We start from the raw sequence: 18,098 nt of genomic DNA, 5'->3' as shown, positions 1-18,098 counted from the left end.
GAAAACGACATCATGACCGAAACCTTGCTGTTCCTTCTGGCTTTCGCGCCGATTGTGTTGGCCGGCATTCTGCTGGTCGGTTTGCACTGGCCGGCGGCCCGGGCGATGCCCGTGGTGTTCCTGGTCTCCGTGGTTATCGGGCTCTGGGCTTGGCAGATGAGCCCGATGCGGGTCGCCGCCTCGGTGCTGCAGGGGCTGATCCTGACCGCCGGTATTTTGTGGATCATTTTCGGGGCGTTGCTGTTGCTTAATACCCTGAAATACAGCGGCGCGCTCACGGCCATACGTAGCGGCTTCTCTGACATCAGCCCGGACCGGCGCATTCAGGTCATCATCGTGGCCTGGCTGTTCGGGTGCTTTCTGGAAGGGGCATCCGGTTTCGGCACCACGGCGGCGATCGCCGCGCCCTTGCTGGTGGCGCTCGGGTTTCCGGCGATGGCGGCAGTGGTCATGGGCATGATGATCCAGTCCACGCCGGTATCGTTCGGCGCTGTCGGCACCCCCATCGTTGTCGGCGTCTCGGGTGGGCTGGATAAGGCCGCGATCACGGAAACACTCGTTGCGAACGGCAGCGGATGGGAAGCCTATTACCGGCTGATGGTATCGGAAATCGCCATCACCCACGGTGTCATCGGCACCCTGATGCCGCTCGCCATGTGTTTGATGCTGACCCGGTTCTTCGGCCCCAACCGGTCCTGGCGCGAAGGGTTCTCGGTCGCCCCGTTCGCGATATTCGCCGGTCTGTCGTTCACCCTGCCGTATATGGCGGCCGGGGTCTTCCTGGGGCCGGAATTTCCGTCCATGCTGGGTGCCTTGGTCGGTCTGGCCATTGTCGTGCCCGCTGCCCGCGCCGGTTTCCTGGTGCCGAAACAGGCCTGGGATTTCGCGCCGAGCGATCAGTGGTCGCCGGAGTGGTTTGGCAAGGTCAATGTCAGCATGGACGATCTGGCCGGTCGCCAGCCCATGTCCATCGTTAAGGCCTGGCTGCCCTATCTGTTGCTCGCCATTATTCTGGTGATCACGCGTACCGTTCCGGAAGTGAAGTCAGTATTCACCAACTGGCTGGCCTTCAGTTGGCAGAATCTGTTGAATCAGGACGGCATCAGCGGGTCGATCCAGCTGCTGTATTTGCCGGGCGGGGTCATGGTGTTGGTGGTGGCGGCGACTTTCCTGCTGCACCGCCTGAAGTTGCCGCAATTGAAGTCCGCCATGGCGGATTCCAGCCGCACCCTGCTCGGTGCGGGTTTCGTGTTGCTGTTCACTATCCCGATGGTGCGGATTTTGATCAACTCGGGCGTAAACGCGGCCGATTTGCCCTCCATGCCCCGGGCCATGGCGCAGTTGGTGGCGGAATCCGTCGGTACGGTTTACCCGATGTTCGCGGCCACCATCGGTGCGCTGGGCGCATTCATCGCCGGTTCCAACACGCTGTCGAATCTGATGTTGTCCGACTTCCAGTTCAACACGGCGCAACTGTTGGGTGTCTCCACGGCGATGATGGTCGCGGCCCAGGCGGTCGGTGCGGCCGCCGGTAACATGATCGCCATTCACAACGTGGTAGCGGCCTCGGCGACGGTCGGGCTGTTGGGGCAGGAAGGCAAAACACTGCGACTGACCATCCTGCCGACGCTGTACTATCTGCTGGTGGCGGGCTTGATCACGGTGGTGGCGATGTACGGGTTCGGAATCGGGGATCCGTTGACGGCGACGTCTTAGCGTCGCCCGTCAGAATGGCTCGGTGCGGTCGATCAGATCAGTTCGGCCGCATCGACCAGGGAGGCGTGCAGGTGGCCGGGGGTGCCCGTCAGCAGGGTGCCTTTGGCATCCTCGACGGTGAATTCGAATTGGCTTTCGTCGTCGATGACGACACAGGCGTGGAGGACGTCCAGAGCGGCGTCCGCCCACTGTGATGGCAACAGATCCGCACTGACCGCGACCCGATAGGTACCTGCCACATCGCGATCCGCCGGGGACAACGCCTCATCCGCGCCAACGGGGTTGACGTGGATGAAAACGCGGACGGTTGAATCGCTCATAAGGGGCATGGTGAATCTCCTATCGTTCATGGTCACACTACGACCAATTGGGTTTGTGTTTGCGGTACCCCGCCTTCGCCTGCTTTTTCTTGTCACGAAACGCTTGGCTGCGGTGGGGGTTGTGCTTGGCAACAAAGTTGCGCGGCTTCATAGCACCTCCTCACAGGACAGTGCTCACCCCTGGAGGGTTGTTCCGCCCAGTGGTGAGCGGGGCGCGGGATTGTATGGATTTTCCGGGCGCTCGAAAAGGGGCATTTCAGGATTTTTCGCGGGTTCGCGAAGCGTGGCTGGCAGGAAAACACAACGGTGTTTTGGAAAGTCCTTGCGCGTCAATCACTTGCCCGAGAGCGGTTGAATCACACGCTCTCGGGCAATTTTTTGTAAAGGTTTGCCGGGGTGGGCCGGCGTCAACGGTGCACGCCGCTCATGTCGGGCAACTCGTGGGCGATGCCCTTGTGGCAGTCGATGCAGGTCTTGTCGCCACCGCCCAGCGCCGTGGAATGGGCCTCGGCGGCTCGCGGTTCCTGCAGTGTGAAGTCCATCGAGTCGAATTCGTGACAGTTGCGGCATTCGAGCGAGTCGTTGGCCTTGAACCGGCGCCATTCCCGTTCGGCCAACTCCCGTCGCTTGGCCTCGAACTTCTCGCGGGTGTTGATGGTGCCGAAGATCCAACCCCAGACTTCCTTGGAGGCCTGCATCTTGCGGGCGATCTTGTGCGTCCACTCGTGCGGGACGTGGCAGTCCGAGCAGACGGCGCGCACGCCCGAGCGGTTGGTGTAGTGCACCGTGTCCTTCAGCTCCTCGAAGACGTTGTCGCGCATTTCATGGCAACTGACGCAGAACTGCTCGGTGTTGGTCACTTCCAACGCCGTATTGAAGCCGCCCCAGAACACAATACCGGCCAGGAAACCACCAAGGGTCAGCACCCCCAGGCTGAAGTGGAGGCTGGGTCGACTCAGTACCTGCCAGTAACGTTTCAGCCATTTCATGGTTGCCCTCCCTCGGCGGCTTCCTGAAGGACGCGGTCAATCGAGTGGAAGTCGGAATCCACCATCGGTTCGGCGTCGGTCTGCGGGACGTGGCACTGGGTGCAGAAGTAGCGCCGGGCGCTCACGGCCGCCCGCACCTGGCCGTCCCGGTCCATGAAGTGGGTGACACTGACCATGGGCGCGCCGGCCGACGGGGCCGATTCGCGGCTGTGGCAATCCAGGCAGCGGTTGAACCGCTTGTCGACCTGGTACCCCCGGATGATGTGCGGAATGACCGGCGGTTGTTCCGGGTAGTTGCGCACTTCGCGTTCCACCTCGCGCGGGTCGCCCGGTATGGGCGTCGCGGGCGTGGTCTCGCCCAGGGTACCGGCTGGCCGCAGGCCTTCCGGCGACGAGGGGGACAGGCCGGGGGCTTCGGCCCAGGTCCAGGCGGCCAATACGAGGCCCAGAATCAAGACAAGCCGATATTTCATGACGTCTCTCCTTAGGCCAGGTTGACCAGTTCGAGCCGGACCGCGCATTTCTTGAAGTCCGTCTGTTTGGAAATGGGATCGGTGGCGTCCAGCGTCACCTTGTTGATCAGGTGACGGGCGTCGAAGAAGGGCACGAAGACGACCCCCCGAGGCATGCTGACGCGGCCGCGCGTCTCTACCCGCAACCGAACCTCGCCCCGGCGACTGATCAGGCGTACCTCGCTGCCGCGACGGAAGCCCTGGTCGCGGGCGTCTTCGTTGTTCATGTACACCAGGGCGTCGGGTACGGCTTTGTGCAGTTCGGGGACACGCTGGGTCATGGAACCGGTGTGCCAGTGTTCGATGACGCGACCGGTGCTCAGCCAGAACGGATACTGTTCATCCGGGGATTCGGCGGGTGGTTCGAACGGCAGCGCGAAGATGCGGGCGCGATTGTCCGGGTTGCCGTAGAACTGGAAGCCGGTGCCGGCCTCGACGTACGGGTCCGACCCTTCGCGATAGCGCCATAGAGTTTCCTGTCCGTTGACCACTGGCCAGCGCAGGCCGCGTTCCTGGTGGTAGCGGTCGAACTCAGCCAGGTCCTTACCTTTGCCGAGGCCGAACTGACGGTATTCCTCGAACAGACCTTTTTGCACGTAATAGCCAAATTCGTTGGCCTCGAAGTTGTCGTAGTCCGGGTGGGTCTCATCCAGCGGGTAGGCGTCCACCTGGCCGTTGCGATAGAGGATGTCGTACAGGGTCTTGTCCTGCATGTCCGGCGCTTGGTCCAGTAATTCCTGGGGCCAGACATCGGCAACCTTGATGCGCTGTGCCAACGCCATGGTCTGCCACAAGTCCGACCGGGCGTCACCCGGCGGGTTCACCAACTGGTGCCAGAACTGGGTGCGCCGTTCGGCGTTGCCGTAGGCGCCTTCCTTCTCGACCCAGCCGGCGGCGGGCAGAATCAGGTCGGCCGCCTGGGCCGAGGCGGTCGGGTAGATGTCGGAGACGATGACGAACGCTTCCGGGTTGCGCCAGCCCGGCAGGGTTTCCTGCTGGGTGTTGGGGCCGGCCTGGATGTTGTTGGTCACCTGGGTCCAGTAGACCTTTAATACGCCGTCCTTCAAGGCCCGGCTTTGCTGTACGGCATGTAAACCGGGTTTGGGCGGAATGGTCCCTGCCGGCAGCTTCCAGATTTTCTCCGCCTTGGCGCGGTGCTCCTCGTTGGCGACGACCAACCCGGCGGGCAACCGGTGGGAAAAGGTGCCGACTTCGCGGGCTGTGCCGCAAGCCGACGGCTGACCGGTCAACGAGAAAGGGCTGTTGCCCGGGGTGGCGATCTTGCCGGTCAACAGGTGGAGGTTATAGATCAGGTTGTTTACCCAGACGCCCCGGGTGTGCTGGTTCACGCCCATGGTCCAGAAAGTGGTGACCCGCTTGTTCGGGTCCGCGTACAACCGGGCCAGTTCTTCCAGCCGGTTTTTGGGTACGTTGGACTCTTTGGCGGCTCGATCCAGAGTGTAGGGGCGGACATAGTCGGCGAACTGCTCGAAGCTCATGTCTTCCCATTCGTTGGGTGACTGGTTGTTTTGCGCCGCCAGTTCGCGTGGGTCTTCGGGTCGCAGACCGTAACCGATGTCTTCAACGCCTTTAACGAAATGCGTGTGCGCATCGACAAAGTTCCGGTCCACCGCATCGTTCTGGATGATGTAATTCGCGATGTAGTTCAGGATGACAATGTCGGCGTTGGGCGTCATTACCATTGGCAGGTCGGCCAGGTCGAAGCTGCGGTGTTTGTAGGTCGAGAGTACCGCGACCCGGGTGTTGGGGAAGGACAGTCGACGATCGGTGACCCGGGTCCAGAGGATGGGGTGCATCTCGGCCATGTTCGACCCCCAGAGCACGAAGGCATCGGCGTGCTCGATGTCGTCGTAGACGCCCATCGGTTCGTCCATGCCGAAGGTTCGGGCAAAACCGCCGACGGCCGAGGCCATGCAGTGGCGGGCGTTGGGGTCGAGGTTGTTACTGCGAAAGCCCGCTTTCATCAGTTTGCTGGCGGCGTAGCCTTCCCAGACGGTCCATTGGCCGGAGCCGAACATGCCGACGCTTTCCGGGCCGTGTTCGCGAATGGCCCGGGTGAATTTCTCCGCCATAATGTCCAGCGCTTCATCCCAACTGACCGGTTCGAAATCGCCTTCCTTGTCGTATTGCCCGTTGCGCTTGCGCAGCAACGGCTGAGTCAGCCGGTCGCGTCCGTAGAGAATCTTCGACAGGAAATAGCCTTTTACGCAGTTGAGCCCGCGGTTGACCTCGGCCTGGTTGTCACCGTGCGTGGCGACGATGCGGTCGTTCTTGGTGGCGACCATGACGCTGCACCCGGTGCCGCAAAACCGGCAGGGCGCCTTGCTCCATTTCAGTTCCGTGAGGTCGTCGTTGGTGATCAGGTTTTCGGCCGCGGCCGGCAATGCCATGCCCGCGGCTGAGGCGGCGGCCGCGGCAGCGTTGGCTTTGGCGAATTCGCGTCGGGTCAGGTTCATGCGGTTACCCCTTGACGATCCGTTGTGTTGTGAGCGATCAATTCTTGTCCGGCTTCCCGGGCTTCCATCACTTCGTGATACACCAACACACAGCCGAGTACGCCGGGTGTGTGTTCCAGCCGTTCGACCGTGTCCAGAATGGCGCGGTGGTGTTTATGCTCGCAGACCACGACGACCTTGCCGGCAGGGTCGGTCGCGTGTACTTCCAGCGTTGGGTCATCGTTCATTGACTCGAGCAGTGGTTCGACGTGCTCGGGCTTGACGTGAACGATCAAGCTGGCGATGTGGAGTTCGTCGTTATGGCGATGTTTGTTGTTGTGTTCCGTCATCGGGTTTCTCCAATGCAATGGCATCCTGTGGGCAGACCGAGGTGCAGGCGCCACAGCCGGTGCAGTCGTCGATGGCCACCTCGGGTTGGGGCACCCGTCCTAAGGTGGGCCTGAAGCGAATGGCGTCGGTCTCGCAACTGTCCTGGCAGCTTTGGCACTGAATGTTGTTGAGTGCGAGGCAGGTCGATTCGATGCGCGCGCGCCACTCGAACGCCTCGCGATTCAGGTCGAAAACCGGTTCCGGGCAGGCGCTCACGCACTCGCCACACAGGGTGCATCCGTCGCTGGCGAAGGTGACTTGCGGAAAGCCGCCGTCGCCCTTGACCAGAATCGATTCCGGGCAGGCGTCGATGCAGTCCCCGCAGCGAATGCAGGTGTCGATGAAGGTGCTGTCGGTCCACGGCGGTTGCCGGTCTACGGCCAAAGGGGCACCGCCGCGCAGCAGAGCGCGTCGTGACGTTGATACGGTCATAAGCCTTCCTCAACCGGGCGGGCCGGGTGGGCCGAGCAGGATTTGCGACATCCAGACCAGAAAGCCCCAACCACCAACGATCATCACAGCGAGGATGGGGAACAGGAATACAATCAGGAAAATGAAGAGTCGGGTTTCGAGCTTTTTGCGCTCACCCGACGGTACCGCGTTCAAATCCTCCATAAATCATCCTTTCTTTAAATGCCTTCTTCACGCTAGTAAAAAAAAGTGTGGATTCAAGCGGGTATGATTGAGTTTTTCGATCAGTGAAAGGTGGATGTGATGTTTATTTCAATATTGCGGTGATTTTGTATATCGAAAGAGATACATCCAATTAAAAAGATAATTATTATTTTTTGGTGTTGAGTATTATTCGAATCTATTCGGAATCTAGGTCGTTGGCATAGACCGGAAGGCGGGCTTCAGGCAATATCCGCGGTTGAATCAATGATGTAGGTTCTCATGGGCCAGGTATCCCCGTTATGCATGGCGCGGTAACCCTATTGACGTATGACTGATTGCTACAAACCCAACCCGCCGGACACGGAACTGTTTCCGGCTGTATCGCGTGCGGCCAAGAGTCTGATGCATCATCGCGGCTGGCGTTATGGCATCGCCGATTTCCTGGAAGCCCTGGGAACGACCACCGGTACCAATCGGGTCTGGATGTTCGAAGTCATCGACCAGGGGCCGGACTACTACGTCACCAATTTCGTCTTTGAATGGGCCGATCGGCCGGAGTCCTCGAATATCAACGACAACCGCTATATTGGAAAGCGGGTCGACGTTGATAACCCAGACCTCAGGGCGCTGTATCAGGCCCGGTTGAATGGCCAGGTGCAGATCCATCAACGCACTGAAGTCGGCGGTTTCCTTAAGCATGAATTCGAAGTGCAAGGCATCCACTCGATGCTGACCATACCGATCATGGTGGAAGGTCAGTGGTGGGGCATTCTGGGGTTCGATGACTGCGATGCACCGCGCGACTACCCGGGCAGCTATGTGGCTGCCCTTGAAATCGCCGCGGTACTGATCACCAACGGCATTCTGCGCGAGCGCCTGGAATGGGAGGTTCGTCACGACCATCTGACGGGTTTGCTCAACCGCAGAGCTCTGATTTGGGAAATCGAAGAAGCACTCGAACGCAACCCTCAGAGCGGCACTCTGGTCATCATCGATCTGGATTGGTTCAAGAACGTAAATGACCGTTATGGGCATCAGGCCGGTGATGAGGTATTGAAGGCGTTTTCGAACCGGATGCGCGACCGGGTACCGGATGGTGGCATTCTGGCTCGCTTTGGTGGAGAGGAGTTCGCGCTCTGGTTACCGACGAACGGCCCGAAGGCCCGATTGATTGTTGAGGACTTGCGCAATGCGATTCTTGCTCACCCGGTCGTGTGGCGGGAGCAGAGCATTGCGTTGACGGCCAGTTTCGGTATTTCCGAAATGAGGGATCACGGTAATGAATCGATCGACACCCAGACGCTGTTCGAGAATGTGTTCAAACGCGCCGACGATGCTTTGTTTCAGGCCAAACGCGAAGGGCGAAATCGCATCATTTACAAAGAATAACACGTCCCCCATAGGTTTCCGTCCCCGGCTCGATCGCATCCGACAGCCCGCCGCCATCACATCCATAACCATTCGATTCCTGATGAGCAGGCGATTTGACTCGTCTGGGGCGGACACGAACGCACCTGTCGACTTGCGCAATATCAAAAGAGGGTTATCTTTTGATCAACCCTGATTGAATGGCAGGAGGCAGTAATGATGGGACTCAGGAAGCCGGATCCACAGGCCAAAATCGATACCTTTCATCGCAAGAGGGTCGATGCCCTGGTCCGGAAGATTCAAATCATTCGCGGGCCATCCCAATTGAACCTCAACGACCGGGATATTGCCTCTTTTCTGCGTGATGCCTCCCTCGAAGACTGGCTTCTGTGCCGCTATTCCATTCCGCATGGTCCTGCGGGCGCGTTCAGCCTGTCCCAGAATGATATCGAACGCCTGTCGCTGCTGGTGGCGATCGCCGATGCGCTGGGCCAGGACATGGCCGGGCCTTCTATGGCGGCCGCGTTTAAAACGCCGCGCTACGGCCTTGGTGGGCTGATCAGTCTGAAGGAGTATTTGGCTACTCGACCGGATGTTAGTGACATTCAACGGGTGGTGGAAGGTTTGAGACATCGTGGTGCCAATGCCACAGCCTGTTGAGCCGAAATGTCGATTAACGTAAATCGTGGCTGTGAAAGACGGCAACGTCATGTTGCCGTCTGTGTACACAGAATATGGGTTCGTTAGTCGTCCGTTGCCTCTTCAGCGCTTTCTTCAAGCTGATCGGCCGCGTCGTCCAGGGCTTCACCCGCTTCTTCGGCGGCCTCGTCGATTTCTTCTCCGGCTTCCTCTGCCGGCCCGTCGTTGTCGCATGCGACCAGTGGCAAGCTAAACATCATCGCGACAAGCAATGTGTACATCGTTTTCATGGCATCGTCTCCTTTGTCTTTGGAATAGGTGTGGGTGCATATCACTAGCGAACGCCGCAGAGGTTGGAGCAATACCTGTTTATTCAACAGCGAAGGTTTCAAACTGTGTACTGGATACGGTCAGATTGCGACGACCGTCAAACTTCGACTCAAGTTTTAAACCTATCGAACATGTCTTTCACGTAACTGGCCAAGGTTTCACTGGCGGAACCGAGACCGTCGCGACGCAGCAGCAGGATTTGATAGTCCCCCAGAGGTGGGAGACCGGATTGAGTGCCCAGTTGCGTCAACGGCGGTTTAACCAGACTCTGCGGAAAAGCCGATATGGCCAGATCGGCCACCATGGCCGCTTCCTGTCCGGCACAGTGGATGCTGGTGTAGGCGATTCGATAGTCGATGCCGGCTTTGTCCAGTGCATCCAGCGACATTGAGCGCCAGCAACAGCCGTGCGCGGCCAGCGAGACTGGCAGCGGCGAACGTTGGGCTGCAATTCCGCCTTCGCGGCCCACCCATACCAGTGGCTCAGTGTGTACCACTTCACCCCGACTCGGGTCCTGCCCCTGATTGCCGGCGGTTACAAGCGTTAAATCCAATTCGTCCTTGTCCAGTTGGTCGATCAAATCGGCACTGCGATCGACGACCACATCCACCTGAACACTGGGATGAGAGCGCGCGAACTGAGCGAGTAGGCCCGGAAGGATGCGGGTGCCGACATCATCCGGTGTACCGAAACGGACCTTGCCTTCCAGGGAAGGCGCCAGGAACTGGGACACGGCCTCTTCATTCAGCTTCAGCAACCGTCGACCAAAGCTCAGCAGGGTTTCCCCCTCTGGCGTGAGCCGGACCTGCCTGGCTTCACGCACAAACAGGGGCTGACCAAGTGTTTCCTCCAGTCGCTTGATCTGCATGCTCAGGGCCGAAGGCGTGCGGAAGACCTGCTGAGCGGCACGGGTGAAGCTGCCGCTCTCGGCGATGGCGACAAAGGTGCGCAGAACATCGGTATCCAGCAGCGGCAGTGTCCCGGGCATGTCGGCGGGCTGGCTCATGGCTCTACCTTTCAGAAAAACTGAATCCTGAGTGTAGTATTTTTAGTTTGTGTTAACCAGCATGCCGACGCATTCTGATCACCGAGGTCGCGACTCTCACCTGAAATCACTGTTTAACAAGCGACGGTAGCCCGTGGTTACCGTCCGGGGAGACGTCGTTATGTCTGAATTGAATCTGAAACTCGAACTCGATCGATCTGCCGCCGAGCTACCGTGCGATGCGACGCCGGAACTCAATATGCCCGTCATGCCGCCGCTGGGGTGGATCCGATGGTTGAGACAGCGACTGGATGCCTGGGCGTTCCAGCGCAAAATAAAGCGTTTGCTCGACTACGACGATCACATGCTCGAGGACATGGGTCATACACGAGCCGAGTTGATGATGGCGATTGAATTGCCGCTGAAGGCTGATGCACGCAAAGCCTTGTTGGGCTGGAAGGCGGAACGGAGGAGGACTGGGTAAGCCCATTGATGTCTAGGCGTCGACAGTGCTCAGAGGAACCAGTTAACCAGGAGGTAACCGAGGATGACGAACAGAATCAAGCGAAACACCTCGGGCAGAAACTGCAATCGCCACCGTTTAAGGTGGCGATACACCAGGCTGTGGGACAGCACCATCCAAAGTGAGATTGTGTTCACCATCAGGAATTGGGGAATCACTTGGTTGTAGAGGATCAGGGACCACCCCAGTGGGAACAAGCTGGCCGCGAACGCCAGAACCCAGATGGCGAGGGCGGCTTTTGAATGCATGAGGGGATATTGGTTCATGAAGTAAGTGTGGGCTATTGGTGTTAGGCGGGCAAGCACCTTACCAGAAAGTAGCAATCTCCTTACAGCCTCAGTAATTCGAGAACCGCGTCCGTTTCACTGAAATTCGGGATGCTGGGTGTATGTGCCACGCGGTTACCGACCAGTATGAACCGGTAACCCAGATAGGCGGATGCCGATTTATCCCATGGGCCGTCGCCGATGTATGTTATGGAGTCATACGGCTCACCACCGGCAATGGTCGCCGCGGTTTTCATGATATCGACGCGCCGATGGTGGTCCGACGCGGAAGCGATCGGTATGTCCCCCGGGTCAATGCCGGCTGCTGCCAGTTTCAATAGCGCCGTCTCCCGCCATCCGCCGGTGGCGAAAGCCAGGGCGGTGTCCGGTCTGGCCGCCAATAGATTGATGAACCGAGCGGCACCGGGAATTTCCGCTACAGGGTGTGTTTCAATGTGTTTTTCGACCAAGTGGATAAAGGTGTCCTTTACATCTTGGGCGACTATTGTGCGATCGGATTCCGTCATACTTAATTCGTCCAGAATCGAACTCAGGATGCCGGAATCCGTCACGTCCGTGTAGTTCCCCCAATCCGTATCAATCCGCGTGCCCAATACGGTCTCTACAGCCTGGGCAAAGCATTGTGTGTCGAAGTCATACGACTGAACCAGGGTGCCGTCGATGTCGAACATGATAAGGTGCATGCGTTTTATCCATCTGTAGAACTTATTTGAAAAGCCATCACGTAGTGGTTGTTCTCCGGTTCGTGTTCGATGATCCTGGCTCCCTGTTTCAGGTAGAACGATGGAATATCCGTCCCCAGAAAGCACTCTGACTCTCCGTGCCCTGCGGCGGCACTCAGGACGGTTTCAATCAGGTCTAACGCAACGCCGCGCTTTCGATAGTCTGGCTCCACATAGAGCGCAGCTATCCATGGGCGCAGATGCTGTCGCGCCTCATCATCGTTCTCGATCAGATTAACGCAACCGACCGGTTTTCTTTCGTGCCAAGCGACCCACGCCATAGGCAGCGCATCTTCCGTTGCCAGGGCAAGTTTTTCGGCAATGTCCGTCACACTGTAGCCGCGCCCCTGGCCATCCGACCAGAAGGCGTTCCAAATCCAGGAGGCCACCACTGGTATGATCTCCGGTGTCTGGCAGAGTGGGCGAATGTTAGTCATTGCGGTGCGTTCTTGGAGTCGGGTTTGCGTTCATAGCGAATGCTGTACTCCTGGAATCCCAGAGCTTTCCAAAACGCTCTTCCTGACGGGTTGGCCACCAGGGCTTCCAGCGTTATGCAGGTCTCCGATGGCAGAACTTCCTCGGTTAGCAGCGCAAAGGCCGCTTTTCCGAGACCGTGGCCTCTAAACTCCGGCACAATATAAAAGTGACGGATATAAACAGCGTCCGAATGATCTTCGGTATCGGGGTCGGTCGACCGATACAGGACATAACCCGCTATTTGGCCATTTACCCGATACACATGACAGGAATACTCATTGGCGAGCCACTTCGACAGTCGCCTGATCGCATCGTCCAGAGCCATGACCCGCGACCCTTCGTCGCTCTGCAATTGCCGATTCATCTCGGCGACGAGTTCCAGCTCTTCAGGTGCGATAGGCTGGATCGACAGACGCTCTTTCATAGGCATGTCCTGATACCAAGGATAAGACAGTATTCCAGACTCTTTGCCCGGAGGTGTCAACGGCGTGGAACTGGACACTAGTCGAGCAGGAATGCAAGCCGGTCATCCGCAAGAGCGGGTGAGAGTTCGATGATCTCGGCGTTGACGACGTTCTCGGCGACGAACGGATCGTCCTGCACTCGCTGCTGCAGTTCCTCCAGGGAGGTATTGTGAGCCAGGACACCTCCACCCCGATTGGGGGAAAGGCTGCCGGACATCAGGAACACACCGTCGTCGAAACCGCGCTGAATCCAGGCCTTGTGGCCTGCCATGTGTTGGCCGGCCTGGTCTTTGTTGTCGGAAAAGGTGAGTAGGACGATAAACATATTGGGTTCCCTCTTGATTTAGCCATTGGCGTTAGAAACAGGCGTTGAGCCAGTTATTGAGCTGGTCGACTTCCTGTTTGATGAAGCTTTCATCGTGAAAAGCATTGGCCAACGTCGCGATACCCTGGCTTCGAGCCAGCAGATGCATCGCCAGTTCGTCCGCATCTTGTTGATGTCCCAGCAGTATGAATTGCTCGCGTAACCAATCCCTGAAGAGTGTGAACAGTTGATTCGCGTTACCTTGGGCGGTGTGTTCGAGTTTGGCCAGTTCACTGCACAGTGAGCCAACCGGGCAGCCGTATTGCTTAATCTTGACCCGGTTCATGAGCAGGATGTTAATGAAGCATCGAACCCTATCGGCAGGGTGCTCGGCTTCGGATTCCCACTGCATGAGCATTCGCCGGGTGTTGGTGAGACGCAGTGCGATGACGGCATCCAGGATGTCGTCCTTGGACTTGAAGTGATGGTAGAAGTTGCCACGCGAGATTTTGACGGTCTCGGCGATGTCCCGAAAAGACGTGTGTTCAAACCCCTGTTGATAAAACAATCGATCGGCGGCTTCGACGATCTGTTTCCGAGTGGTGGCTTGAGTCATTCAACACCAGTCTCCGTGCCGTTGAATTCACATGTAGGACGGCTGTCCTAGTTCTGAGTATCAGACTTGGGCATGCGTCCTAGGGGGGCAAGTGTGAAAGGCAATGTGTTAACTGTGAGGGCACCACAGCGAGCCAGTTTGCGCGCCGTGCGGTACGAGACCTGGCTCGGTCAGCAATGGCTGCAGCTGACCTAAACCAAGGATTTTGATCCTAGACAAAATCGAGTATCCGCCGATGACGTGGGAAGAGGCCAGCTTGTTCTTCCGATTGGTGAACCGACGATATGAACGCTTCACCATGGATGGCGTCAGCAAAGGTTCTACTGGTCTAAGTGTTTGCAACTTGGATCGGGCATCCCCTTGAGCTTTGGAAGCTGCTGTTGGTTACCGAAATCCCATATCGACGGATCCCAGCCGGTGTATAAAACGCCTCCTGACCAGCATTCGTGATCATCCGGAGCGGTTGGGCAGGTTAGCTCTTCCGGAGTCAATGACCACTTGCCCATGTCGGGAAAGATTCGTTTCTGCGAGTCGAGAGTCAAACCTATGTAGTTTTCCAAGGGTTTATCGCTATTCATGCGTTCCCAGTCAGCCCGAGCTGACTCATTCGCTAACTCCAGCAAGCTCTTTCCTGAATCGAAATTCACATTTGAATAGTCCAGCCCTACAAGTCCTCCTACACTAGTGTAGTCATTAGACGATGGAGACTCGATAGGCCAGCCTGTTGTGACTGTGTAGTTGTATTGACCACCTCTCATAGTACCCACCAGTTGTCCGGCATTCTGTTCTGCGGTGACATCTCCAGTAAATGTGACGTTCCATATCTTGCCTTTATTCGAATACCCGACAAGACCACCAACATCCGATTGACCACTGACACTACAGGCCGCCTGACTTTGGTAAATGACCGATTGATCTTCAATAGAACCAACCAGACCGCCAGCACTGTCTTCTCTCGCGCTCACTTCCGCATAGGCATATGAATTGGACAAACCGCTCCATTCAATCGCACCGGTAATTCCGCCAACACTTGCAGAACCCTTGACTGTTCCTCGATAGCTTAAGTATGAAAGTTGACTCTTTTCGAGAGCCATAGCAATTACTCCTCCTACAGTGTGTCCATCCGACTGTATGGAGCCAGATACTGTTATGTGTTCTATCTCACTGTTCAATGCGAGTGCAGCTAGACCACCGGCTGTCCGTTCTGTCGAATTCACCACAACATCAAGAGTACAGTTTGAAATTACCCCTTCATTAATGACACTTACCAAACCTCCAATAGCTCGACTTCCGGATACTGAACCCGACGCTGAACAGTCATTGATAGTTGTATTTCGAGCATATGAGACCAATGAGCCTGCTCTGGATTCTTCCAGACCACCGGAGATATTGAACGACTTCAAAGCAATATTGGTAAATTGTGCACCTTCCGATACACCAAATAGGGCTATATCTGAACCTCCATTGATATAAAGATTTCGTATTTCATGTCCATTGCCCCCGAATACACCTGTGAATGGATTGTCGACTGAACCTATAGATTCCCAACCTTTTCCATTGTTCCAGTATTCGTCCAGTTCGGTTATCTTACCGTCGCCATTTGTATCAAAGTCTAGGTCGGAAGTAAGCTCAAAGCCAATGCAGCCATCTGAAGGGCACCCTTCGGTATTTCCGTCAATGCTGGAACCATCCAAGCTTCCTCTTATAAGATCCAAATCCCCTATCGTTGATATTTCTATCAGTCCATTGGAGTTGGAATCGACTGTAGTAATGGTCGTGTTCTTTTGCTCGCTATTGCATGCTGCAGTAGCTATCACTAATGAAGCCGTGGTGATGATCTGATTGAAGTTATTCAAATGAACTCCGATATACTATGCTGTTAATATGAATCTGAAATTCGGCCTCAATGAAAGTACTGCTCTTCGTTGAGAGCTGACTAAATGAAGCCGAATCACTACTGGGGCTGGTAGGGCGCTATTAGTTATCAAAGAACTTAGCCTGATAATTCATACTAGGCTCCTCTGGCATTGATTTGAGAACGCCGGATACCAGCAATACCCGAGCATGGGGTTCATTCATGCCTGAAAATGGGTCCTCGATAGTGCTACGCTCTCCTAGTATACCGTCAGCAGAGGTTATAACCAGGCTGTCACCGTAATAGGTCCAGAAAAGAAAGCCAGGTGAAAATGGAAATGCACTCTTATACTGTGGGTACGCAAGTGATGCGAGTTCAGTAACAGTTGGTATCCGCCAGTCTATCTGGTTGCATAGTTTATTCTCATTACTCCGCTGAATTACTTCGTTCAAACTACAGACCGCTTGTTCGCATAACGAACCCTCTGGCTCATTCTTCCAGAACTCAAGGGACTGATCATGTACTCCGCCCATATCATGTTTTACAGTCCATGTAAGGCCTGAGACTTCATCTTCAATGCAGTGCCAAGGTGTTTGATGGAACGATTCGAGGTTTGCATTGATCATATTCCCTGACTTATCCAAATAATCAATGAGTTTTCCAGACTTCCAGTCTGCTATTTTTGCGTCATCGAACGTCACAGTTTGGCTTGTTTGCATTTTAATGTATTGGCGCAGCTTTTCGATGTAAAACTGTCTGTCCATCTCATTGACGTCTAAGTCGGGGTTCTCAAATAGGATGAGAAGTGTTTCTGCTTGGTAATCATCTTTTATCGCATACTGCAACACGGTATCACCATTGCGATCTGATGAATTGATATCTGCTCCGTGATCAATCAGTGTTTCGATAATCTCGGGTCTACCTGACCGCGCTGCAATATGTATAGGGCGACGGTTCTTACCTCCTCTGATGTTGGGAGAAAACCCGTGTTCTAGTAGTAGGTTTACAATGTCTACGTCACTATTCTCAACAGCCCAAAATAGGGTTTCTCGGCTGAACCGGTAGTCATTGCGTGACATAATAGTTAACAACGCACCGACCATACTGGTATTTCCAGCTTTGACTGAGGAATAAAGCTCGTCGTTGAGCCATAGACCTCGCTTGGTTTTATCGACAAAAGGGTACAATTCGGACACAGTGTTTGTGGAATCATATTCCATAGCCAAGTCCCAACTGTGTTCAATCTGATCGTCTGTTAAAAAGGAATGAATTAGTCTTTCGGTGACACCTTGGGCATCATTCTCCTTAATGGATAGGAAAAAAGCTTGAGTTGCGTCTGCGATGCTAACGCATTCCTTATCCGACTCCCAACATGCGTCGTAGTTTTGAATGGCGGATTTGATATCGAATATGCCGAATGTCGTTTTAAGTATGCCTTCATATGCCTCAATTCGATATCGGAATTCATTAGCAATTTCATCAATACCATAACGAAAGGTGTCAGTGAATGATTTAACAAAACTATCCGCTAGGTAAACATCATATGGTATGGTACCGGCAGCAACATCAAACGCATACATTGCTCGTATGTTATTTTGGCTATTGTCTGACTTTTCTAAATGCGTTTTTTTGATGGATATCGTATTCTCTTTGTGAGCGGTTAGTTCAATATTGTCGTTAAAGTAAACGATAGTGTAAATTTTCCCGGGATAACGCCAATCCAAGTAGCGGACAAAGTCAGACTGATCCCAATCGTATAAAGTATGCCCATGCTGGGATTCGATTTCTAATAAGTATCCGTCTTCAATAAACTTGTTTGTTATCTGTTCCCTTAGAGATTTGAAATCTTCAGGTACGAATCGCTTGTGAAGGGTGCTTCGAGCATTTTCTAGCAATTTTCTGTTGTCATGCCATGAATAGTCACTATGCCGGTATAGGCGCCGGCTGAGTAGCGGCATATGCTTCATCCAATAAGAAGTTGGTTTGGAAATAATTAAGTACTGGTCCTTAGCGTATTCAATTGTGTATTCCGAAAGCGGGATGGTAATAGTACTGTCTAATTCTGTGTTGAAAGCACGTAAGAGTTTATCGGATTCTTCATTAGTGACTTCTGGATTTGGTAAGCCGTATACATAGCTGACAAGGCCTGACAATATAGCAAAAGTCAACGTGATCAAACCAGTAGCAAAGGAGGTTATCCAAAGGGCTTTTCTTTTTCTCTTGTATTGCCTGAAAGTGAAAATGCACAAGCAAGAAAAAATGACTAGCGTAGAGAAAATATTGAGACTACCTAGGCTTATCCAATCCCAGCCTCCACTACGGGCTGCTGAACTGATATTGTGTGCAACGCCATCTTCAAACAAGGACAACCAGATGATCCATAAAAGGGCAATTCCTAGCATTTTACCAAGTGTTTTAATGTGGCTAGGTTTTTCAAACTGTGTCATGATGGTTAGTGGTTCCATGGTCTTGTAAAAGAGTGTTGATGATGAGTGCACCTAAGCAACTTAGCTTTATATAATTAATGGTG

General features: G+C 55.0%; 22 protein-coding genes and 1 pseudogene. 5 read left to right on the top strand and 18 right to left on the bottom strand.

What is annotated here, in order from left to right; all coding sequences use genetic code 11:
• The first annotated feature begins 12 nt into the window (after nt 1-12).
• On the top strand, nt 13-1,716 hold the full coding sequence (locus tag IE111_RS00660; RefSeq protein ID WP_189606563.1) for an L-lactate permease: 1,704 nt from the start codon (nt 13-15) through the stop codon (nt 1,714-1,716).
• 32 nt (nt 1,717-1,748) lie between these two features.
• Here the strand turns inward: IE111_RS00660 and IE111_RS00655 are convergent, their stop codons facing one another.
• From IE111_RS00655 to IE111_RS00625, 8 genes are all read right to left on the bottom strand, one after another.
• Nucleotides 1,749-2,045, bottom strand: a complete 297-nt coding sequence (locus tag IE111_RS00655; protein ID WP_189606562.1) for a hypothetical protein — start codon at nt 2,043-2,045, stop codon at nt 1,749-1,751.
• Between the two features lie 28 nt (nt 2,046-2,073).
• Entirely contained in the window at nt 2,074-2,187 is a 114-nt protein-coding gene (locus tag IE111_RS24865; RefSeq protein WP_505973607.1) for a DUF7230 family protein, read from the bottom strand.
• 256 nt (nt 2,188-2,443) lie between these two features.
• Complete coding sequence (locus IE111_RS00650) at nt 2,444-3,025, bottom strand: cytochrome c3 family protein (RefSeq protein WP_189606561.1); 582 nt, start codon at nt 3,023-3,025, stop codon at nt 2,444-2,446.
• Entirely contained in the window at nt 3,022-3,498 is a 477-nt protein-coding gene (locus tag IE111_RS00645; protein ID WP_189606560.1) for a nitrate reductase cytochrome c-type subunit, read from the bottom strand. Before IE111_RS00645 ends, IE111_RS00650 begins: the two co-directional genes overlap by 4 nt.
• An 11-nt stretch (nt 3,499-3,509) precedes the next feature.
• Complete coding sequence (gene napA / locus IE111_RS00640) at nt 3,510-6,014, bottom strand: nitrate reductase catalytic subunit NapA (RefSeq protein WP_189606559.1); 2,505 nt, start codon at nt 6,012-6,014, stop codon at nt 3,510-3,512.
• Nucleotides 6,011-6,343: a chaperone NapD gene (locus IE111_RS00635; RefSeq protein WP_189606558.1), complete on the bottom strand. Its 333-nt coding sequence runs from the start codon at nt 6,341-6,343 to the stop codon at nt 6,011-6,013. Before IE111_RS00635 ends, napA begins: the two co-directional genes overlap by 4 nt.
• Entirely contained in the window at nt 6,312-6,815 is a 504-nt protein-coding gene (gene napF, locus IE111_RS00630) for a ferredoxin-type protein NapF (protein WP_189606557.1), read from the bottom strand. The genes IE111_RS00635 and napF overlap by 32 nt, the downstream gene beginning before the upstream one ends.
• Before the next feature lie 9 nt (nt 6,816-6,824).
• Nucleotides 6,825-6,998 carry a periplasmic nitrate reductase, NapE protein gene (locus IE111_RS00625; protein WP_189606556.1) on the bottom strand — a complete coding sequence of 58 codons (174 nt, stop codon included), beginning with the start codon at nt 6,996-6,998 and terminating at the stop codon, nt 6,825-6,827.
• A 327-nt stretch (nt 6,999-7,325) separates the two neighbouring features.
• Here IE111_RS00625 and IE111_RS00620 point away from each other — a divergent pair, with 327 nt between their 5' ends.
• Nucleotides 7,326-8,387, top strand: coding sequence for a sensor domain-containing diguanylate cyclase (locus IE111_RS00620; RefSeq protein ID WP_189606555.1), 1,062 nt, complete (start codon nt 7,326-7,328; stop codon nt 8,385-8,387).
• A 195-nt stretch (nt 8,388-8,582) separates the two neighbouring features.
• A complete protein-coding gene (locus tag IE111_RS00615; RefSeq protein ID WP_189606554.1) occupies nt 8,583-9,026 on the top strand; it encodes a hypothetical protein in 444 nt (147 codons plus the stop codon).
• 83 nt (nt 9,027-9,109) lie between these two features.
• On the opposite strand, the gene IE111_RS00610 is transcribed toward IE111_RS00615, so the two are convergent.
• Together IE111_RS00610 and IE111_RS00605 are read right to left on the bottom strand one after the other, a co-directional pair.
• The gene (locus tag IE111_RS00610) at nt 9,110-9,295 is read right to left on the bottom strand and encodes a hypothetical protein (protein ID WP_189606553.1); all 186 of its coding nucleotides are present in this window, start codon (nt 9,293-9,295) and stop codon (nt 9,110-9,112) included.
• 149 nt (nt 9,296-9,444) lie between these two features.
• Complete coding sequence (locus IE111_RS00605; protein WP_189606552.1) at nt 9,445-10,341, bottom strand: LysR family transcriptional regulator; 897 nt, start codon at nt 10,339-10,341, stop codon at nt 9,445-9,447.
• 160 nt (nt 10,342-10,501) lie between these two features.
• Here IE111_RS00605 and IE111_RS00600 point away from each other — a divergent pair, with 160 nt between their 5' ends.
• Nucleotides 10,502-10,804, top strand: coding sequence for a hypothetical protein (locus IE111_RS00600; RefSeq protein ID WP_189606551.1), 303 nt, complete (start codon nt 10,502-10,504; stop codon nt 10,802-10,804).
• Nucleotides 10,805-10,833: 29 nt separating this feature from the next.
• Here the strand turns inward: IE111_RS00600 and IE111_RS00595 are convergent, their stop codons facing one another.
• The 6 genes from IE111_RS00595 to IE111_RS00570 all read right to left on the bottom strand — a co-directional run bounded on the left by IE111_RS00595 (nt 10,834) and on the right by IE111_RS00570 (nt 13,713).
• Nucleotides 10,834-11,091 carry a hypothetical protein gene (locus tag IE111_RS00595; RefSeq protein ID WP_189606550.1) on the bottom strand — a complete coding sequence of 86 codons (258 nt, stop codon included), beginning with the start codon at nt 11,089-11,091 and terminating at the stop codon, nt 10,834-10,836.
• An 80-nt stretch (nt 11,092-11,171) separates the two neighbouring features.
• Nucleotides 11,172-11,801 (bottom strand): HAD family hydrolase, encoded by a 630-nt coding sequence (locus tag IE111_RS00590; RefSeq protein ID WP_189606549.1) that lies wholly within the window; start codon nt 11,799-11,801, stop codon nt 11,172-11,174.
• A 17-nt stretch (nt 11,802-11,818) separates the two neighbouring features.
• Nucleotides 11,819-12,289: a GNAT family N-acetyltransferase gene (locus tag IE111_RS00585; RefSeq protein WP_189606548.1), complete on the bottom strand. Its 471-nt coding sequence runs from the start codon at nt 12,287-12,289 to the stop codon at nt 11,819-11,821.
• Nucleotides 12,286-12,753 carry a GNAT family N-acetyltransferase gene (locus IE111_RS00580; protein ID WP_189606547.1) on the bottom strand — a complete coding sequence of 156 codons (468 nt, stop codon included), beginning with the start codon at nt 12,751-12,753 and terminating at the stop codon, nt 12,286-12,288. Before IE111_RS00580 ends, IE111_RS00585 begins: the two co-directional genes overlap by 4 nt.
• A gap of 77 nt (nt 12,754-12,830) precedes the next feature.
• Nucleotides 12,831-13,118, bottom strand: a complete 288-nt coding sequence (locus IE111_RS00575; RefSeq protein WP_189606546.1) for a YciI family protein — start codon at nt 13,116-13,118, stop codon at nt 12,831-12,833.
• A 31-nt stretch (nt 13,119-13,149) separates the two neighbouring features.
• Complete coding sequence (locus tag IE111_RS00570; protein WP_189606545.1) at nt 13,150-13,713, bottom strand: TetR/AcrR family transcriptional regulator; 564 nt, start codon at nt 13,711-13,713, stop codon at nt 13,150-13,152.
• Nucleotides 13,714-13,912: 199 nt separating this feature from the next.
• Here IE111_RS00570 and IE111_RS24420 point away from each other — a divergent pair.
• Nucleotides 13,913-14,005: pseudogene (locus IE111_RS24420) on the top strand (IS21-like element ISSen3 family helper ATPase IstB); the annotation flags it as partial.
• Between the two features lie 28 nt (nt 14,006-14,033).
• On the opposite strand, the gene IE111_RS00565 reads toward IE111_RS24420, so the two are convergent.
• Together IE111_RS00565 and IE111_RS00560 are read right to left on the bottom strand one after the other, a co-directional pair.
• Nucleotides 14,034-15,569 carry a GLUG motif-containing protein gene (locus IE111_RS00565; RefSeq protein WP_189606544.1) on the bottom strand — a complete coding sequence of 512 codons (1,536 nt, stop codon included), beginning with the start codon at nt 15,567-15,569 and terminating at the stop codon, nt 14,034-14,036.
• Between the two features lie 121 nt (nt 15,570-15,690).
• Nucleotides 15,691-18,015, bottom strand: coding sequence for an ankyrin repeat domain-containing protein (locus tag IE111_RS00560; RefSeq protein WP_189606543.1), 2,325 nt, complete (start codon nt 18,013-18,015; stop codon nt 15,691-15,693).
• Between the last annotated feature and the right edge of the window lie 83 nt (nt 18,016-18,098).

It is taken from the genome of Saccharospirillum salsuginis, assembly GCF_014651855.1.
In the GTDB taxonomy this organism is placed as follows: Bacteria; Pseudomonadota; Gammaproteobacteria; order Pseudomonadales; family Natronospirillaceae; genus Saccharospirillum; species Saccharospirillum salsuginis.
The sequence above is the reverse complement of the archived record's forward strand: the minus strand, read 5'-3'. Positions and strand labels throughout refer to the sequence as shown.

Excerpts from the sequence above, each read along its gene's own strand:
- IE111_RS00660 (WP_189606563.1), top strand. The coding sequence starts at position 13 with ATGACCGAAACCTTGCTGTTCCTTCTGGCTTTCGCGCCGATTGTGTTG.
- IE111_RS00655 (WP_189606562.1), bottom strand. The coding sequence starts at position 2,045 with ATGCCCCTTATGAGCGATTCAACCGTCCGCGTTTTCATCCACGTCAAC.
- IE111_RS24865 (WP_505973607.1), bottom strand. The coding sequence starts at position 2,187 with ATGAAGCCGCGCAACTTTGTTGCCAAGCACAACCCCCACCGCAGCCAA.
- IE111_RS00650 (WP_189606561.1), bottom strand. The coding sequence starts at position 3,025 with ATGAAATGGCTGAAACGTTACTGGCAGGTACTGAGTCGACCCAGCCTC.
- IE111_RS00645 (WP_189606560.1), bottom strand. The coding sequence starts at position 3,498 with ATGAAATATCGGCTTGTCTTGATTCTGGGCCTCGTATTGGCCGCCTGG.
- napA (WP_189606559.1), bottom strand. The coding sequence starts at position 6,014 with ATGAACCTGACCCGACGCGAATTCGCCAAAGCCAACGCTGCCGCGGCC.
- IE111_RS00635 (WP_189606558.1), bottom strand. The coding sequence starts at position 6,343 with ATGACGGAACACAACAACAAACATCGCCATAACGACGAACTCCACATC.
- napF (WP_189606557.1), bottom strand. The coding sequence starts at position 6,815 with ATGACCGTATCAACGTCACGACGCGCTCTGCTGCGCGGCGGTGCCCCT.
- IE111_RS00625 (WP_189606556.1), bottom strand. The coding sequence starts at position 6,998 with ATGGAGGATTTGAACGCGGTACCGTCGGGTGAGCGCAAAAAGCTCGAA.
- IE111_RS00620 (WP_189606555.1), top strand. The coding sequence starts at position 7,326 with ATGACTGATTGCTACAAACCCAACCCGCCGGACACGGAACTGTTTCCG.
- IE111_RS00615 (WP_189606554.1), top strand. The coding sequence starts at position 8,583 with ATGATGGGACTCAGGAAGCCGGATCCACAGGCCAAAATCGATACCTTT.
- IE111_RS00610 (WP_189606553.1), bottom strand. The coding sequence starts at position 9,295 with ATGAAAACGATGTACACATTGCTTGTCGCGATGATGTTTAGCTTGCCA.
- IE111_RS00605 (WP_189606552.1), bottom strand. The coding sequence starts at position 10,341 with ATGAGCCAGCCCGCCGACATGCCCGGGACACTGCCGCTGCTGGATACC.
- IE111_RS00600 (WP_189606551.1), top strand. The coding sequence starts at position 10,502 with ATGTCTGAATTGAATCTGAAACTCGAACTCGATCGATCTGCCGCCGAG.
- IE111_RS00595 (WP_189606550.1), bottom strand. The coding sequence starts at position 11,091 with ATGCATTCAAAAGCCGCCCTCGCCATCTGGGTTCTGGCGTTCGCGGCC.
- IE111_RS00590 (WP_189606549.1), bottom strand. The coding sequence starts at position 11,801 with ATGTTCGACATCGACGGCACCCTGGTTCAGTCGTATGACTTCGACACA.
- IE111_RS00585 (WP_189606548.1), bottom strand. The coding sequence starts at position 12,289 with ATGACTAACATTCGCCCACTCTGCCAGACACCGGAGATCATACCAGTG.
- IE111_RS00580 (WP_189606547.1), bottom strand. The coding sequence starts at position 12,753 with ATGAAAGAGCGTCTGTCGATCCAGCCTATCGCACCTGAAGAGCTGGAA.
- IE111_RS00575 (WP_189606546.1), bottom strand. The coding sequence starts at position 13,118 with ATGTTTATCGTCCTACTCACCTTTTCCGACAACAAAGACCAGGCCGGC.
- IE111_RS00570 (WP_189606545.1), bottom strand. The coding sequence starts at position 13,713 with ATGACTCAAGCCACCACTCGGAAACAGATCGTCGAAGCCGCCGATCGA.
- IE111_RS00560 (WP_189606543.1), bottom strand. The coding sequence starts at position 18,015 with ATGACACAGTTTGAAAAACCTAGCCACATTAAAACACTTGGTAAAATG.